The organism is Rhizobium sp. rho-13.1, assembly GCF_007000305.1.
Lineage (GTDB): Bacteria > Pseudomonadota > Alphaproteobacteria > Rhizobiales > Rhizobiaceae > Rhizobium > Rhizobium rhododendri.
In genome coordinates this window covers 488,510-501,475 of record NZ_SCFL01000001.1, presented here as the reverse complement: position 1 = coordinate 501,475, position 12,966 = coordinate 488,510, and the positions used below count along the sequence as shown (strand labels likewise).

Below are 12,966 nucleotides of genomic sequence, written 5' to 3'. Positions count from 1 at the left end.
ACTGCCGACGGCAGCGATAAGGGCATAGCATGAGCGGCGTAAATGAAATCCGGTCGACCTTCCTCGACTACTTCAAGACGAATGGGCACGAGATCGTTCCGTCGAGCCCGCTCGTGCCGCGCAATGATCCGACGCTGATGTTCACCAACGCCGGCATGGTGCAGTTCAAGAACGTTTTCACGGGGCTGGAACAGCGCCCTTACAAGACTGCGTCCTCGGCACAGAAATGTGTGCGCGCCGGCGGCAAGCACAACGACCTCGACAATGTCGGCTACACCGCCCGCCATCACACCTTCTTCGAGATGCTCGGCAATTTCTCGTTCGGCGATTATTTCAAGGAGCAGGCCATCGAGCTTGCCTGGAACCTGATCACCAAGGAATTCGATATCGACGCCAAGCGCTTGCTGGTGACGGTCTACCACACGGACGACGATGCCTTTAACCTCTGGAAGAAGATCGCCGGCCTGTCCGACGACCGCATCATCCGCATTCCGACCAGCGACAACTTCTGGGCGATGGGCGATACCGGCCCTTGCGGTCCTTGTTCGGAAATCTTCTACGATCATGGCGACCATATCTGGGGTGGGCCTCCCGGTTCCGCCGACGAAGACGGCGACCGGTTCATCGAGATCTGGAACCTCGTCTTCATGCAGTTCGAGCAGCTTTCAAAGGACGAGCGGGTCGACCTGCCGCGTCCGTCGATCGACACCGGCATGGGCCTCGAGCGCGTGGCGGCGCTGCTGCAGGGCAAGCACGACAATTACGACATCGATCTTTTCCGGGCGCTGATCGAGGCCTCCGAGGAAGCAACCGGAGTGATGGCTATCGGCGATAACCGGGCCAGCCACCGGGTCATCGCCGATCACCTGCGCTCGTCGGCCTTCCTGATTGCCGACGGCGTGCTGCCGTCAAACGAAGGTCGCGGCTATGTGCTGCGTCGGATCATGCGCCGCGCCATGCGCCATGCTCAGCTGCTCGGTGCCCGCGATCCGCTGATGTACAAGCTGCTGCCGACGCTGGTGCAGGAAATGGGCCGCGCCTATCCGGAGCTGGTGCGGGCGGAATCGCTGATTTCGGAAACGCTGAAGCTCGAGGAAAACCGCTTCCACAAGACCCTCGACCGTGGTCTGTCACTGCTGTCCGACGCCACCGCCACCATGGGCAAGGGCGATATGCTCGATGGCGAGACGGCCTTCAAGCTGTACGACACCTACGGCTTCCCGCTTGACCTGACGCAGGATGCGCTGCGCGAGCGCGGCATCGCCGTCGACGTCGGCAGCTTTACCGATGCGATGGCCCGCCAGAAGGCCGAGGCCCGCTCCCATTGGTCCGGCTCCGGCGACAAGGCGACGGAGACCGTCTGGTTCGAACTGAAGGACAAGAACGGCGCGACGGAATTCCTGGGCTACGACACCGAGACCGCTGAAGGCGTAATCCAGGCGATCGTCCGCGATGGCGTATCTCTAGACAGCGCTGCCGAGGGCGAGACGGTGCAGATCGTCGTCAACCAGACGCCTTTCTACGCCGAGTCCGGCGGCCAGATGGGCGATACGGGCGTGATTGCCGGCGAGGGCGTCAAGCTGACCGTGTCCGATACGCAGAAGCGCGGCGATGGGTTGTTTGCCCATGTGGCGACCGTCGCAACCGGCACGATCAAGATCGGCGACCCCGTTGTGCTGACGGTCGATCATGATCGCCGCGGCCGGCTGCGCGCCAATCATTCCGCGACCCATCTGCTGCACGAGGCGCTGCGCGAGGTGCTTGGCACCCATGTCGCTCAGAAGGGTTCACTGGTGGCGCCAGAGCGCCTTCGCTTCGATGTCTCGCATCCGAAACCTATGTCGGTCGAGGAACTGAAGGTCGTCGAGGAAATGGCCAACGAGATCGTGCTGCAGAATGCGCCTGTGTCGACGCGGCTTATGAGCGTCGACGATGCGATTGCAGAAGGCGCCATGGCGTTGTTCGGCGAAAAATACGGCGATGAGGTCCGTGTCGTGTCGATGGGTACGGCGGTGCGCGGCGAGAAGGCTGCCAAGCCCTATTCGATCGAACTCTGCGGCGGAACGCATGTGACGGCGACCGGCCAGATCGGCCTGATCCGGGTGCTCTCGGAGAGCGCCGTCGGCGCCGGCGTGCGCCGTATCGAGGCCGTCACGGGCGTTTCGGCCCGCGATTATCTGGCCGAGCAGGATGACCGTGTCAAAGCTCTGGCAGCAGCGCTGAAGGTGCAGCCTGCCGAGGTCGTCACCCGCGTCGAAGCCTTGATGGACGAGCGCCGCAAGCTGGAGCGCGAGCTCACGGATGCCAAGCGCAAGCTTGCAATGGGCGGCGGGCAGAGCGATGGCGCCGATGCAGTGCGCGATATCGGCGGCGTCAAATTCCTCGGAAGGGCTATCGGCGGCGTCGATCCGAAGGATCTGAAGGGCATGGCGGACGAAGGCAAGACTAGCATCGGCTCCGGCGTCGTCGTGCTCGTCGGCGTCTCCGAGGATGGCAAGGCGAGCGCCGTGGTGGCGGTGACCGAAGATCTGGTCGCCCGTTTCAGCGCGGTCGATCTGGTTCGCACCGCGTCTGCGGCGCTTGGCGGCAAGGGCGGCGGCGGCAGGCCAGACATGGCGCAGGCCGGCGGTCCCGATGGCTCCAAGGCCGACGAGGCGATCGAGGCCGTTGCAGCAGCACTCGCCGTCTGACAGGTGCTGAGATTTTAAGATTTGGAATGGCGGGAGCGATCAGCTTCCGCCATTTTTCGTTTTACAATGGCTTGCTATAGGGCCTTGCGATACTGGATGAAGCCGGATCGTGCCGCGACGTGGTCGTAGAGGCGCTGGGCAGCGGTATTGGTTTCGTGGGTCATCCAGTAGAGGCGACCGGCGTTATTGGCCCGGGCAAGGTCCGCCACCGCCTCGATAAGGGCTGCACCCGTGCCCTTGCCGCGTTGATCGCGCTCGACATAGAGGTCCTGCAGATAGCAGGTCCATTCCGGCATCCACGTCGAGCGGTGGAAGATGGCGTGGACGATGCCCACCAGCCGGCCAAAGTCATCGAAAGCGCCGAGCGCCTGCATATGCTCGTTTGGGTCATGAAATCGCGCCCATGTCCGGTTTGTCGTTTCCGGCGGGAGCTCGACCTCGTAGAAGCGCTGGTAGGCTTGCCAGAGCGGCTCCCAGGCGGTGCGGTCGTCAAGCTTCAGCGGACGAATGGTGTTGGTCATCGGATCCGGTCTCCGGCCTGCAGATATGGAAACGGCGGGGAAGTCCCCGCCGTCCGCCGATCACATTAAGATAATGGCTTATGCCATTGCCTTCTGGAGATTTTCATCGACCTTGTCGAGGAAGGCAGTCGTCGACAGCCAGGGCTGGTCGGGGCCGATGAGCAGGGCCAGATCCTTGGTCATGAAGCCGCTTTCGACCGTGTCGACGCAGACGGTTTCGAGCGTCGCTGCAAACTTTGCGAGCGCTGCGTTGTCGTCGAGCTTGGCGCGGTGAGCGAGGCCACGTGTCCAGGCGAAGATCGAGGCGATCGAGTTCGTCGATGTCTCCTGTCCCTTCTGGTGCTGGCGGTAGTGGCGGGTCACGGTGCCGTGGGCTGCTTCTGCTTCCACGGTCTGGCCGTCTGGCGACAGCAGCACCGAGGTCATCAGGCCGAGCGAGCCAAAGCCTTGGGCGACGATGTCGGACTGGACGTCGCCGTCGTAGTTCTTGCAAGCCCAGACATAACCGCCGGACCACTTGAGAGCCGAGGCGACCATGTCGTCGATCAGGCGGTGCTCGTAGGTGATCTTCAGGGCATCGAACTGGGTCTTGAATTCAGCGTCGAAGACTTCCTGGAAGATATCCTTGAAGCGACCGTCATAGGCTTTCAGGATGGTGTTCTTGGTCGACAGATAGACGGGCCACTTGCGCATCAGGCCGTAGTTCAGCGAAGCGCGGGCGAAATCGCGGATCGATTCGTCGAGGTTGTACATGGCCAGAGCCACGCCGGCGCCCGGTGCGTCGTAGACTTCCTTCTCGATGACGGCGCCGTCTTCGCCGACGAACTTGATCGACAGCTTGCCCTTGCCCGGGAATTTGAAGTCGGTGGCCTTGTACTGGTCGCCGAAGGCGTGACGGCCGACGACGATCGGCTTGGTCCAGCCGGGAACGAGGCGCGGCACGTTTTCGCAGATGATCGGCTCGCGGAAGATGACGCCGCCGAGGATGTTGCGGATCGTGCCGTTCGGCGACTTCCACATCTGCTTCAGGTTGAATTCCTTGACGCGGTCTTCGTCCGGAGTGATCGTCGCGCACTTGATTCCGACGCCGTATTTCTTGATGGCGTGGGCTGCGTCGATCGTCACCTGGTCGTTCGTGGCGTCGCGATTTTCGACCGACAGATCGTAATACTGGATGTCGAGGTCGAGGTAGGGAAGGATGAGCTTATCCTTGATCAACTGCCAGATGATGCGGGTCATCTCGTCGCCGTCGAGATCGACGACGGGGTTTGCAACCTTGATCTTTTCCATATATCTGCCTCGTTCTGCTTATGGCCGGGCGGCCCGGTGTGTTGGACTTGAAGTCTCGAGCGCTATAGCACCGCGGGGCGCCGAGGCAAAGCCGGGAAGGGCGCAGAATTCGCCTTTTTGCGCGTCAAATCTGCCCGGCCAATCACCGCTTTTCTAGTGCGAGGCGCTTGTAAGGCTCGCCGATATAGCCGATTTTACAACGATATTTTGTGTGTTTACGGACATTGCCATGCCCCGATCGCTGCCTGCATACCTCATCGCCGCCCTTGTGTTGATCCAGGCGCCCGGCGCCTTCGCCGCAGATCCTGCCGTTTCTCCGGTGAAGACCATCATGGATGCGACGGTAGCCAACTGGGCCGGGGGCGACGGCGACTGGCAGGACATATTCGATGCGTCGCACCTGCGGCAGCTGTTCAGCGCCGATTTCATCCGTGGCTACCAGGCCGCCCAGAATTATCCGGCGACGGAAGACGGCATCTCGCCGTTCGACTACGACGTCATTGTCGGCAGCCAGGATGCCTGTCCGCTCGAGAACGTGACGATCGTTCCCGGGGCTGTATCGGGCGGCAAGACCGAGGTGGTGGCGCGGTTCCAGAAGTCGCGCTGCATGGGCGCCGACGACGCTGCAGCGTCTGACGCCTTCACGGAAGTTCGCTTCGAGGTTCTGACCGAAGGCGGAAAACTGGTGGTCGACGACATCCTGACGACGGACGACAATGGTAAGCCGAGTTCCCTCAAGGCTGCCATGCAGGATATCGCCAAGCAGCCGTAGCCTGACGCCACAGGCTGGCGATGCGTTTAACGACGAAGGATCCTGATGCACATCGCCCATCGGTTTCGTGATTGGCTGGCCGCCAACGACCCGGCATTTTCGCGGCTGCGACAGGCCTCGCGGGTGACGCTGACCGTGGTGCTATCCTTCAGCATTCTCTTCGTCATCCATTCAACGATCGTGCCGCTGCCCGATGTCGCCTATGCACTCGGGATACTCCTGTCGATCCAGGGCGGCTTCACCGTGCGCGACAAGCGTCCTTCGGAACAGTTGGTGACACGGCTGATCGGCTGCCTGGCCAGCGTGCTGGCCGTCATACTGGCAGCGCTGCTCGCGGACCATCGCTACATCAGCGATGTCGCCTTCCTCGCCATCATCTTTGCCGCAAGCTGGGTGAGGGCCCTCGGCGTGCGCTGGAATGCGGTGGGCATGTTCGCCTTTATGTCCTATTTCATGGGTGCCTATTTTCAGCCCAGGCTGGGTGAGATGCCGCTGGTGGCGATCGGCTCGGTGGTCTCGTCGCTGGTCGCCCACGGCGTGCGATCCGTCCTGCTGCCGGACGACTGGCGCAAGGACCTGCTGCGGGCGCTGGAGAGCGTGCTCGGCCGGGTCAACCAGATGCTGATCGAACTTGCGGTCAGCGTCCGCGACGGTCGGATTTCGGAAGCCGAGCATCGCGCGCTGCTCCAGGCTGAGGAGCGGCTGAAGGACGTCGTACTGATGGCGGAGAGCTTCATTCCCAAGCCGTCCGACGATGCACCCGCCGTCGATACCCCGGCGAGCGGTACCCTCGCCAGCGATACACCGGCCGTGGATATCTCCATGCGTCTGTTCGACGTCCATCTGGCGGCGGAAAGCGCCATCATGATGAGCCAGAGCGCCGTGCCGAGCTTTGCGCTGGTGCACGCCGTTATTGCCCATGACGACGCCCTGCTAGAGCGCGAGACCGATGGCTTCGAGACGATGGCGGACAAGCGCAGTTCCGAGACGATGCGGGCGATGATCTGGCTCCGGGACGCCCGCGATGCGCTGACGGAAACCCTGTCTCTCGGCCGCATGACGGGTTTCAGCGATATCGCCGGCGGGAATGGCGCGCGCACGGTCATCAAGTGGCCAAGACTATCGCTCGACGATGCCGCCATGCGATCGGCACTGCAGATCACGCTGGCCACCGGCATCGCCATGGTCTTCGGTCTGCTGTTGTCCCGCGAGCGCTGGTTCTGGGCGGTGCTAACGGCGTTCCTGGTGTTCACCAACACCAATTCGCGCGGCGATACGGCTGTGAAGGCGTTTCAGCGCTCGATGGGCACCGTGCTGGGGATTGCCGTCGGCATGGCCTTGGCGCTGGTGGTAGCGGGCCATACCGCCATTGCCATCTTGCTTTCGGTCGTGTCGATCTTTCTCGGCTTCTACTTTATCCAAGTGTCCTACGGGGCCATGACCTTCTTCATCTCCATCGTTCTATGTTTGGTCTACGGCATGACGGGCGCGCTGACGCTACAGGTGCTGCAACTACGTATCGGAGAAACAATCATCGGCGCGACGGCCGGTGCGGCGGTTGCCTTCCTGGTCTTTCCAGCGAAGACGCGAGGCGTGCTGGATGGGGCGCTGGTCAAGTGGTTCGATGCGCTCCGGGCCTTGCTAGATGCCGCCGGCGGAAGCGGTCCGGGCCTGGAGCTGATCCGCCTGTCGCAAAACCTCGATGCCGCCTACCGCGACGTCACCACCGCGGCCAAGCCCCTCGGCCAGTCCTGGAGCCTGGTGCGCAAACCGGGCAATGTGCGCCAGACGCTGGCAATTCTGATGGCCTGCACCTACTGGGCCCGGGTCTTTGCCCGCAATATCGCCTTTTCTCGCGACGATCCGGATGGTGAGATCGCGCTGAATGTGTCTGAGAACCTTCAGCGGCTGAATGCTATCTCAGGCAGAGGCTCGGAGTGCTTCTTCGTCGACCGCAAGTCGGCGCGGGCGACCGGGCGCCATCTGCCGCTGTCGCGCGGCGGCATGCGGCTCGGCATCGAGATGGTCGGATCGATGCTCGATCGGCTTTATCCATGAGCCGGGGCTTGCCGTTCCGGGCCTTCGCGGGTATTTCCGGCAGCAATTTCGCCACTGCGGCGCATCGAGGATAGTCATGTCAGGAACAAACAGCGAAAAGCCGTTGCTGGCCGAGGGGCCGGTCATCATACTGGTCGAGCCGCAGATGGGCGAGAATATCGGCATGGTGGCGCGCGCCATGGCGAATTTCGGCCTTGCCGAACTGCGTCTCGTAAACCCGCGCGACGGATGGCCGAACGAAAAGGCGACTGCCGCTGCCTCAAATGCCAGTCATGTCATTGAGGCGACGCGCGTATTTCCGACCCTGGAAGAAGCTATTGCCGATCTTCATTTCGTGTATGCCACGACGGCCCGCGAGCGCTACGGCTACAAGCCTGTCCGCTCGCCTGTCGTGGCTGCGGAGACACTGCGGGGGCGTTTTGTCGCCGGCGAGCGCTGCGGCGTTCTGTTCGGGCGCGAGCGCTGGGGTCTCAGCAACGAGGAAGTGGCGTTGGCCGACGAGATCGTCACTTTCCCGGTCAATCCCGCTTTTGCCTCGCTGAACATCGCCCAGGCCGTGCTGCTGATGTCCTATGAGTGGATGAAGTCCGGCATGGAGGACCTGAGCGTCACCAGCTTTGCCGCCAATCCGCAGCGCCCATCGACGAAATCGCAGCTTCAGGGGCTGTTCGACCATGTCGAGGAAGCGCTGAGCGCGCGGAATTATTTTCATCCCATCGAAAAAAAGCCGAAGATGGTCGACAATCTCCGGGCTGTGTTTTCGCGGCAAGGGTTCACCGAGCAGGAGATCAGTGTCATGCGTGGCGTGATCTCGTCGCTGGATCGCTTTCCGCGGAACGTGTCCCGCGCCGAACCGCGCAATGCCGCCAAGGAAAAACCCGTCGATGACAGCGCCGACGACTGAGCCCAAGCCGATCCTGGTCTTCGATTCGGGCATCGGCGGCCTGACCGTGTTGCGCGAGGCGCGGGTGCTGATGCCGGAGCGCGGCTTCGTCTATGTAGCCGACGATGCCGGCTTCCCCTATGGCGGCTGGGAAGAGCAGCCGCTGAAAGACCGCATCATCTCGCTCTTCGCTCGACTGCTGGCCGAATACGATCCCGAGATCTGCATCATTGCCTGCAACACCGCCTTCACGCTGGCTGGCGCCGATCTGCGCGCCGCCTTTCCTGACATGACGTTCGTTGGCACCGTGCCAGCCATCAAACCGGCGGCCGAGCGGACCCGCTCCGGCCTCGTCTCGGTGCTGGCGACGCCTGGAACCGTCAAGCGCGCCTATACCCGCGACCTGATCCAGTCGTTTGCCGCCCAGTGCCATGTCCGCCTCGTCGGCTCGGAAAACCTGGCGCGGATGGCGGAAGCTTATATCCGGGGCGAACCGGTCTCCGACGAAGCCGTGCTGCAGGAGATCGGCCAATGCTTCGTGGAAAAGGAGGGTCGCAAGACCGACATCGTCGTGCTCGCCTGCACCCACTATCCGTTCATGGCCAACCTCTTCCGTCGCCTGGCACCCTGGCCGGTCGACTGGCTCGACCCCGCCGAGGCCATCGCCCGCCGCGCCCGCAGCCTCGTGCCTGTCCTCGCCGATGCCGTTCACCCGGAAGCGGACGACTTCGCGGTGTTCACCTCGGGCAATCCGGATTTTGCGACGCGGCGACTGATGCAGGGGTTTGGGCTGAGGGCTTAGTGTGCTGTTATGGAGCGCGTATAACCAAGAGGTCCCCGACATGATGAAATCTCCTCCTCATCCCGGAGAATTGTTGCGACAGGATTTCCTTCTGCCATTGGGGCTTCCCGTTACCGAGGCTGCCGAGCGCCTGAAGATTTCACGCGTATCGTTGTCGCGCGTTCTGAATGGCCGAGCAGCCATAAGCCCGGATCTCGCAGTCCGGCTGGAAATGGCCGGCGTCAGCAAGGCGCGCTTCTGGCTGGGGCTTCAATGCAATTACGATCTGGCGCAAGCCTTGAAGCGCGATCATCCAGCGGTGAGGCCATTGGACGACAAGGCCGCATGAGAGGCTGTGGCCCGCACTGAACGGCGCCAGCGTGCGCTTTGCAAATCCCTTGTGGGTTTCCCAAACGCGGCGGCGAACGCCCGGCAATTCTCTGATAGACGGAAGCGCGCCGTTGCTGAACAATGGCAGCTTCACATTTCCTGAGTCTAGACTGAACGAGGTAGTGCATTGCAGGTCGGCATCGACATGGGGACGGCGTCCGGCGGGACCAGCGCCCAGCTCGATATCGAGGAGCTGCTGGCGACGCGCCTGCTGGTGCAGGGCAATTCCGGCTCCGGCAAATCCCATCTTCTGCGGCGCCTGCTGGAGCAATCGGCGCAATGGGTGCAGCAATGCATCATCGATCCCGAGGGTGATTTCGTTACGCTTGCCGACAAGTTCGGCCATGTGATCGTCGATGGCGAGCGTAGCGAGGCGGAACTGACGGGCATTGCGACGCGCATCCGGCAGCACCGGGTCTCCTGCGTCCTGACGCTCGAGGGGCTCGATGTCGAGCAGCAGATGCGCGCCGCCGCCGCCTTTTTGAACGGCATGTTCGATGCCGACCGCGAATACTGGTATCCGGTGCTTGTCGTCGTCGACGAGGCGCAGATGTTCGCGCCCGCCGTTGCCGGCGAAGTCTCGGACGATGCCCGCAAGATGTCGCTCGGCGCGATGACCAACCTGATGTGCCGTGGCCGCAAGCGCGGGCTCGCCGGCGTCATCGCCACGCAGCGGCTGGCAAAGCTTGCCAAGAACGTGGCGGCCGAAGCCTCGAACTTCCTGATGGGCCGCACCTTCCTCGACATCGACATGGCGCGTGCCGCCGACCTGCTCGGCATGGACCGGCGCCAGGCGGAGATGTTCCGCGACCTGCAGCGCGGCCATTTCGTAGCGCTTGGTCCGGCCCTCTCGCGCCGCCCGATGCCGATCACCATCGGTGCCGTGGAAACCTCGGCGCGCTCGTCTAGCCCGAAGCTGATGCCGCTGCCGGATGCGCCGATGGATGTCGAGGACCTGATCTTCACGCCGGATCCGCAGGAATTCCAGCGCGCTGCCGTGCGCCGCACACCGACGCCCAGGCCGACGACGGATATCCTGGCCGAGCTTTCGCGGTTTGTGCCGCCGGCAATGGCGCCGATCGAGGATGCCCGGCCGAAGCAGGCGGATGTGAGCCCCGAGGAGCGGCAGGAGCGGCTGGGCGCCGTACTGGCTGAAATCCTCGACGATCCTGCCTCCGGCTTCCGAACCGATTCAGTGCTCTACCAGGAGTTCCTGGTGCGGGTGCGCATGCGGCGCATTCCAGGGCCGCCGCTGTCGATGCCGGATTTCCGTCACCGGGTGGCGATCTCGCGCTCCGGCGTCGATCCGGTGACTGCCGAGACGGAAAACTGGGCGACGGCGATGACGTTGTCGAAGGGCGTCACCGACGATCTGCAAGGCGTGTTCCTGATGCTCGCAAAGGCTGCCATCTGCGGCGAGCCGTGCCCGTCGGATGCGCGGATCGCGCGCGCCTACGGCACGCACTCCGCCCGACGCGCCAGACGCCTGCTCAGCTATTTCGAGGAACAGGGCAGCGTCGTGGTGCACACCGATTTTTCCGGCAGGCGAGTCGTGGCTTTTCCCGATATCGATTGCCAGACGGCGCCGGGCGACGCCAATGCCGTCGACGATGTCAGCGTGACACAGACGGCAGCCGAGTGATTCAAGGCTAGCTTTGTGGTTGAATGGCTGGCCTGTGCCGGTTTTGCCGGTACAGGCGTTTCCTAGCGGCATCCGTTGTTGACAATTCCATGACTTCTGCCTAAACAGCGCCCAACGCCGGGCAGAAATGTCCGGTGTTTCATTTGACATGTCCCGTGGCTCCTCCGTTCGCGAATGTGAGGAACCTGTCGGAACCCCGAAAACCGGGTTCAGAGGAGGGCGTGTTTCCTTGATCTGGTTTGGCAACAAACCGGTCGAACATCTTGATAGGGAAATACGATGAGCAAGCGCGCATCATCCAAGTATAAAATCGATCGCCGTATGGGCGAGAACATCTGGGGCCGCCCGAAGTCGCCGGTCAACCGTCGCGAATACGGTCCTGGCCAGCACGGTCAGCGCCGCAAGGGTAAGCTTTCGGATTTCGGCGTTCAGCTGCGCGCCAAGCAGAAGCTCAAGGGCTACTACGGCGACCTGCGCGAAAAACAGTTCCGCGCGATCTTCGCCGAAGCCGACCGCCGCAAGGGCGATACGTCTGAAAACCTGATCGGTCTGCTGGAATCGCGTCTGGATGCGATCGTCTATCGCGCCAAGTTCGTTCCAACGGTCTTTGCTGCCCGTCAGTTCGTCAACCACGGCCACGTCACGGTCAACGGCGTCCGCGTCAACATCGGTTCCTACCGTTGCAAGGCCGGCGATGTTATCGAAGTGCGTCAGAAGTCGAAGCAGCTGGTCATCGTTCTCGAAGCCGTTGGCCTCGCTGAGCGCGATGTTCCTGACTACATCGAAGTCGACCACAACAAGATGGTTGCGACTTTCGTCCGCGTGCCGACCCTGACCGACGTTCCTTACGCCGTCGTCATGGAACCGCAGCTGGTCGTCGAATTCTACTCGCGTTAATCGACGCGATTATCATACTATTGGAAAGCCGCTCCTCGGGGCGGCTTTTTTCTATTCGGAGGCGACGATGACCGACGTGCAGGCGATCCTCGACAGCATTCATGCCGACCTGTTGCCACGGCTCGGCGAGGGCAAGGTTGCCGATTATATCCCCGAGCTTGCCAAGGTCGACGTCCGCCAGTTCGGCATGGCGATCACCACCGTCGATGGCCGCGTCTATCGCGTCGGCGATGCCGAAATGTCGTTCTCGATCCAGAGTATCTCGAAAGTCTTCATGCTGACGCTGGCGCTCGGCAAGATCGGCGAGCAGCTGTGGAAACGAGTGGGTCGCGAGCCATCGGGTTCGGCCTTCAATTCCATCGTCCAACTCGAGCAGGAAGCCGGCATTCCGCGCAACCCCTTCATCAATGCCGGCGCCATTGCGGTTACCGATGTCGTTCTCTCCGGCCATGCGCCAAAAGAAGTGATCGGCGAGTTCCTGCGGTTCATGCGGTATCTGGCCGATGACGAATCGATTCTCATCGACGACCGCGTCGCCCGCTCCGAGGCGCAGACCGGTTTTCGAAACTTTGCCCTGACCAATTTCATGCGGGCCTACCACAACATCGAAAATCCCGTCGAGCATGTACTGGGCGTCTATTTTCACCAGTGCGCACTGGCCATGAGTTGCAGCCAGCTGTCGAAGGCGGGGCTCTATCTCGCCGCGCGCGGCAGCAACCCGGTCACCGGCCATTCCGTCGTGTCGCCGAAGCGGGCGCGGCGCATCAATGCGCTGATGCTGATGTGCGGCCATTACGATGGATCCGGTGACTTTGCCTATCACGTCGGCCTGCCCGGCAAGAGCGGCGTCGGCGGCGGTATCCTGGCAATCGCGCCCGGGGTCGCCTCCATCGCCGTCTGGTCGCCGGGGCTGAACAAGGTCGGCAACTCGCAGTTGGGCGCAGTGGCGCTCGAAATGCTGGCGGCGCGTACCGGCTGGTCGGTATTTGGCGATTGAGAGGCGTGTCTTCGGTGGGCCGTTCTGCTATGGCCTGAGGCAAGG

11 protein-coding genes are annotated in these 12,966 nt (G+C 62.5%); 9 read left to right on the top strand and 2 right to left on the bottom strand.

What is annotated here, in order from left to right; genetic code table 11:
- Window positions 1-29: 29 nt before the first annotated feature.
- Window positions 30-2,690: an alanine--tRNA ligase gene (gene alaS / locus EQW76_RS02685; protein WP_142822860.1), complete on the top strand. Its 2,661-nt coding sequence runs from the start codon at window positions 30-32 to the stop codon at window positions 2,688-2,690.
- Between the two features lie 74 nt (window positions 2,691-2,764).
- On the opposite strand, the gene EQW76_RS02680 is transcribed toward alaS, so the two are convergent.
- Both EQW76_RS02680 and EQW76_RS02675 read right to left on the bottom strand, forming a co-directional pair.
- The gene (locus tag EQW76_RS02680) at window positions 2,765-3,211 is read right to left on the bottom strand and encodes a GNAT family N-acetyltransferase (protein ID WP_142822858.1); all 447 of its coding nucleotides are present in this window, start codon (window positions 3,209-3,211) and stop codon (window positions 2,765-2,767) included.
- Between the two features lie 78 nt (window positions 3,212-3,289).
- Entirely contained in the window at window positions 3,290-4,501 is a 1,212-nt protein-coding gene (locus EQW76_RS02675) for an NADP-dependent isocitrate dehydrogenase (protein WP_111221868.1), read from the bottom strand.
- 229 nt (window positions 4,502-4,730) lie between these two features.
- Here EQW76_RS02675 and EQW76_RS02670 point away from each other — a divergent pair, with 229 nt between their 5' ends.
- From EQW76_RS02670 to EQW76_RS02635, 8 genes are all read left to right on the top strand, one after another.
- The gene (locus tag EQW76_RS02670; RefSeq protein ID WP_142822857.1) at window positions 4,731-5,273 is read left to right on the top strand and encodes a hypothetical protein; all 543 of its coding nucleotides are present in this window, start codon (window positions 4,731-4,733) and stop codon (window positions 5,271-5,273) included.
- 45 nt (window positions 5,274-5,318) lie between these two features.
- Window positions 5,319-7,331 carry an FUSC family protein gene (locus tag EQW76_RS02665; RefSeq protein ID WP_142822855.1) on the top strand — a complete coding sequence of 671 codons (2,013 nt, stop codon included), beginning with the start codon at window positions 5,319-5,321 and terminating at the stop codon, window positions 7,329-7,331.
- Window positions 7,332-7,407: 76 nt separating this feature from the next.
- The gene (locus EQW76_RS02660) at window positions 7,408-8,235 is read left to right on the top strand and encodes an RNA methyltransferase (RefSeq protein ID WP_142822853.1); all 828 of its coding nucleotides are present in this window, start codon (window positions 7,408-7,410) and stop codon (window positions 8,233-8,235) included.
- The gene (gene murI, locus EQW76_RS02655) at window positions 8,216-9,016 is read left to right on the top strand and encodes a glutamate racemase (protein WP_142822851.1); all 801 of its coding nucleotides are present in this window, start codon (window positions 8,216-8,218) and stop codon (window positions 9,014-9,016) included. Before EQW76_RS02660 ends, murI begins: the two co-directional genes overlap by 20 nt.
- Window positions 9,017-9,056: 40 nt before the next feature.
- A complete protein-coding gene (locus EQW76_RS02650; protein ID WP_142822850.1) occupies window positions 9,057-9,344 on the top strand; it encodes a HigA family addiction module antitoxin in 288 nt (95 codons plus the stop codon).
- A 168-nt stretch (window positions 9,345-9,512) separates the two neighbouring features.
- Window positions 9,513-11,027: an ATP-binding protein gene (locus EQW76_RS02645; RefSeq protein WP_142822848.1), complete on the top strand. Its 1,515-nt coding sequence runs from the start codon at window positions 9,513-9,515 to the stop codon at window positions 11,025-11,027.
- A 279-nt stretch (window positions 11,028-11,306) separates the two neighbouring features.
- Window positions 11,307-11,924, top strand: a complete 618-nt coding sequence (gene rpsD / locus EQW76_RS02640) for a 30S ribosomal protein S4 (RefSeq protein ID WP_111221875.1) — start codon at window positions 11,307-11,309, stop codon at window positions 11,922-11,924.
- A 67-nt stretch (window positions 11,925-11,991) separates the two neighbouring features.
- Window positions 11,992-12,921, top strand: coding sequence for a glutaminase (locus EQW76_RS02635; protein WP_142822846.1), 930 nt, complete (start codon window positions 11,992-11,994; stop codon window positions 12,919-12,921).
- Window positions 12,922-12,966 lie beyond the last annotated feature (45 nt).